General features: G+C 41.0%; 6 protein-coding genes and 1 pseudogene. 4 read left to right on the top strand and 3 right to left on the bottom strand.

From position 1 onward, the window contains the following. From EWV84_RS12355 to EWV84_RS12345, 3 genes and pseudogenes are all read right to left on the bottom strand, one after another. A pseudogene (locus EWV84_RS12355) lies at window positions 1–206 on the bottom strand (flagellar assembly protein H); the annotation flags it as partial. A 176-nt stretch (window positions 207–382) separates the two neighbouring features. Beyond that, entirely contained in the window at window positions 383–577 is a 195-nt protein-coding gene (locus tag EWV84_RS12350; RefSeq protein WP_002732568.1) for a DUF2949 domain-containing protein, read from the bottom strand. Between the two features lie 369 nt (window positions 578–946). Further along, window positions 947–1468, bottom strand: a complete 522-nt coding sequence (locus tag EWV84_RS12345; protein ID WP_287078223.1) for a DUF192 domain-containing protein — start codon at window positions 1466–1468, stop codon at window positions 947–949. A 302-nt stretch (window positions 1469–1770) separates the two neighbouring features. Between EWV84_RS12345 and petM the strand changes: the two genes are divergently transcribed. From petM to EWV84_RS12325, 4 genes are all read left to right on the top strand, one after another. Continuing rightward, window positions 1771–1884 (top strand): cytochrome b6-f complex subunit PetM, encoded by a 114-nt coding sequence (gene petM, locus EWV84_RS12340; protein ID WP_012265655.1) that lies wholly within the window; start codon window positions 1771–1773, stop codon window positions 1882–1884. A gap of 106 nt (window positions 1885–1990) precedes the next feature. Then, window positions 1991–2350: a photosystem II reaction center protein Psb28 gene (gene psb28, locus EWV84_RS12335; RefSeq protein WP_287078222.1), complete on the top strand. Its 360-nt coding sequence runs from the start codon at window positions 1991–1993 to the stop codon at window positions 2348–2350. A 129-nt stretch (window positions 2351–2479) separates the two neighbouring features. Then, window positions 2480–3427: a thylakoid membrane protein ThyD gene (gene thyD, locus EWV84_RS12330; RefSeq protein ID WP_287078221.1), complete on the top strand. Its 948-nt coding sequence runs from the start codon at window positions 2480–2482 to the stop codon at window positions 3425–3427. A gap of 47 nt (window positions 3428–3474) precedes the next feature. After that, window positions 3475–3951, top strand: coding sequence for a hypothetical protein (locus EWV84_RS12325; RefSeq protein ID WP_287078220.1), 477 nt, complete (start codon window positions 3475–3477; stop codon window positions 3949–3951). Window positions 3952–4062: the final 111 nt, after the last annotated feature.

The following is a 4062-nucleotide window of genomic DNA, read 5'->3' as shown; positions in this document are numbered from 1 at the left end:
GGATTGCGATAGGGTTCAATTAAGACAGTATTAAGGACAATTCTGCCTAATAATCCCAGATAATTGCGGTTTGGTTCGGGATTGGGGGAAAAAAATAAATCTATCTGTCGGGTTTCATCACTGACTTCTTTACTGATTTCGACGGTTCCCAGGGGAGAAAGTAATTGTTCAAGGTAATTTTTGGCAAATTGGTCATGGGGTTTCATGGACTGAGCAGTTAATCGATAATTTTCAATTGTATAGTTATTAAAAAAGTGGGTTTAAATAACCCACTTCTCAAGGGATGATTGGTAGTTTTTGGGATCGGAATTTTCAAACTGTGCCAGAAACTATGAGCAGCCATGGCAATTATTCTCCTTGTCAATAGTCAGCAATTGCAAGATTAGACTACCTCTTCGAGAAAATCATAAATTTTGTCTAATTGTTCCAAGGTCACTAAACCGTACTGCCAGAGAATCATCGGTAAATGAATTTTATCAGATTGGATCGAGCGCTCGGCCATAGCGATCGATTCTTGGGGAAGGGACAATTCCTCTTGTAGAAATTGTCGGAATTGGGAATAGGCAATCGTGGACATAGGGGGATTTTTTTCCTCAATAGTATAGTATATCTCGTGATTTTAACAAAACACTACCTGATCGGTTTCAAGGACAGTTAGTCTCGCGACCGTTTTTTCTGTATCTAAGCTATCCCGATGATAGAGAGCGCTTTCCTAAAAATCGCTGGCTCTCTTAAGATAGTCCCGTTAGATCGAGCAGAATTTTGTCTCTGTTTAATCTATAGCAAGGGTAAAGATTATTCAATCTATGACTTGATAGACTATAAAAATCTTAATCGATATGGTTAGATTTTAAACAGTATAAATGCGTAATAGCTTCTAAAAGCCATACTTATATTTCCAGACAAGGGACACCTTCTATAAGAAAGTTAACACCATTTTCAAAAATCAAGGTCTTGAGATAGACTCAATCTTAATTTTATCTCCTTCTTTCACTCCTAATTCTTTCGCTCGACCCCCAGCTAGTTCGATTACTTGATTAACCATGGTGTTTGGCCCATAGACAGGACAAGGATCGACAGCACAAGGGGGGACATTCAGCAAAACTGCTTTTACTATACCATCTTTTAGAAAAATCATGTCTAGAGGAATCGAGACATTTTTCATCCAAAACCCTGCCATCAGAGGTTGTGCAAAGGGAAATAGCATACCGCGATTTTTCTCCAAAGACGAGCGATACATTAAACCCTTGGCTTGTTGTTCCGGGGTTTGAGCCACTTCTAACTCAATCATCTCACCATTAATATTTGCTTTGGCCGTGATCGGTAATATTTGCGCTTGATTCTCAGTCGTAATCTGAGCCATCGAACTATTATTACCATTGAGATTAGTCGATTGACAACTCAGCAGCAACAAACCTAAAAATAATATTAACTTGATCTTGAGCATAAATGATTTTTTACCAGTCATCATCAATAGTTATCAATACTTAATTTTTCTAGTATAAGTGGAGAATTAAGCAGATAAAACGTTAACACAAAGTAGCGACGACAAATATAAAGATATTATTAAAAATATCTAGCATGGGGTTGAGCATCCTTCCTTGAGGAGAGGGGCAGGCTTACTAGAACATATATACTAAGAAAGTTCTCAAATTTATTTGCCGATTTTTCCCCGCAATTTTGCCCTAGTCTGGCTGCAGTCGATCGCCTTCGTAGGTTAAAATACCATTGATCTGTTGATCGATTATTGTAGGCTCAGGAGCAATCACCATGACCGCAGAAAGTATGTTATTTAATGGGGCGATCGTGGCGATCGTTCTCGTCCTCGTCGGATTAGCTTGGGGTTTTCTTCTCCTCAAAATCCAAGGTGGAGAAGCGGAATAGCTTGTTTTTCGGTTCATGGTTACTTTACTTAGTAGTCATGAACTACTTTTTTCCCATCAAAAGTAATTAAGAGAAAATCAATAACTAAAATTTTATACCCACACCTATGAACACTCCCACGATCGAGTTTTTTGTCGGTTTATCAGAAGAATTAAGCGGTGTTAGTCTCCGCAAAAATAAAAGTACCGGGATTCGCAATGTCCTGATGACTTTTAAAACCCTGAAAGCGATCGAACGTTTCCAAAGTTTCACCACCCGCACCTACGGTGATCTTCGTCTCACCGATGAGGAGGGAATTATCACAGTGATTCCCAACTCGACTAAGTTTATCTTTGGAGGGGATGAAGGGGATGAAATTCAACGGGTAGAATGTGGTTTTGAAATCACCGATGAACACTGGGAGCGTTTTATGCGCTTTATGAATCGTTATGCGGCAGCCAACGGTATGGGGTATCAGGATAAGTGAGAAGTGAGAAGTGGGGTGATGGGGAGTGGGGAGTAGGGAGAATAAATAAAAATAATCTCCTGACGACCGACTCCTGAATTCTGATAGTTAAAAACGAGCTAAAATAAGGATAAATTTAGTCAAGAAACCATGAAAATAGCGATTACTGGGGCGACGGGATTTGTGGGTAGTCGGTTAGTGGTCAAACTCTATGATCGCGGCGATGACATCCTAATTTTGACGCGCAATCCCGATAAAGCCCGAAGAATTTACCCAAAGTCAATCTATCCTAAGATAGAGATTATTCCCTATATCGCCACAGAATCGGGGGATTGGCAAAAAGAGATTTCCGGATGTGACGCGGTGATTAATCTAGCGGGAGAACCGATTTCGGAACGCTGGACCGGTGAAGCAAAACAGGCAATCGTCGCTAGTCGGGAAATCGGCACCGAGAAAATTGTCGAGGCGATCTCGCGTAGCGAGCGCGTTGCGACCGCACTGGCGGACCAGAAACCGAAAGTTTTAATTAACTCCTCGGCGATCGGTTACTATGGAACCAGTGAAACCGCTAGTTTTGACGAAAATAGCCCTCCCGGTGACGATTTTCTGGCAGATGTCTGTAAAAAGTGGGAAAAAGCCGCCCAAAAAGTTAAAGATTACGGCACTCGTTTAGTCATTCTTCGCACGGGTATTGTTTTAGGCAATGGGGGTGCTTTAGGGAAAATGATCCCACCCTTCAAACTGTTTGCCGGCGGACCGATTGGCAGCGGTCGTCAGTGGTTTTCTTGGATTCATCGGGATGATTTAATTAATTTAATTATCTATTGTCTCGATCGCCCAGAAATTAGCGGTACTTTCAACGCTACTGCACCCAATCCCGTCCGGATGAAAGAATTCTGTCAGATTTTAGGGGAAGTAATGAATCGTCCTTCTTGGTTGCCAGTGCCAGATTTTGCCCTCGAAATTCTCTTGGGAGAAGGAGCAAAAATCGTCTTAGAAGGTCAAGAAGTGCTGCCAAAAGCCACTCAAGCGATCGGTTTTGACTATCGTTATCCTAATCTAGAAGCGGCCTTAGAGGAAATCGTCCCGAAAATGTAGAAAGCTGATACACTGGGGGCAACAATTCTAGATACCAGTAATCTATTATGAATTCTTCTGAGCCGACAGAAAATTTCTGTTTTTGTACTTTAGCTCTTAGAGAAAAGTATCAGCAATTAACTAAAACTTTGGCTGAAGATTTACAAAAATACGCTCCTCAGATCAAGATCGTGGTGGGAACTGATGCCCCTCAGTATTTTGATAATGTTCCGAATGTTATCGCCTTCAAGCATAATCAAAAAGGAATTTTGCACTGTTATAATGATAAACGCTTTGTTCTAGAAGAAAGTTTAAAGTTATTTCCGACAGCTATTTTTATCGATGCGGATACAAGACTAATAGAATCATTACCAGACAATCTTGATTTCACTCCAGGTATCGTTGGTTGTCATCAGAGTATGGTTGAGCATAATAAAAAATATCGTCCTCGGGATTTACCTAATTTAATCAGGGTTTCTGAAAAACTAGGAATTCCGAGTGAACAAGTAAATTGGATTGGAGAGTCTTTATTTAGGATCTGCTGAAAAAGTTTTTCGGTGGGGGTTGGGGGTTGGGGGTTGGGGGTTGGGGGTTGGGGGTTGGGGTGTGGGGTTTTACCCATTTTCAGGTGGTCAATTACCTAATTTTCAGGGAAA

The sequence above is a fragment of the Microcystis sp. M_QC_C_20170808_M3Col genome, assembly GCF_007095505.1.
GTDB lineage: Bacteria > Cyanobacteriota > Cyanobacteriia > Cyanobacteriales > Microcystaceae > Microcystis.
This window is presented reverse-complemented; position numbering and strand designations above follow the sequence as displayed.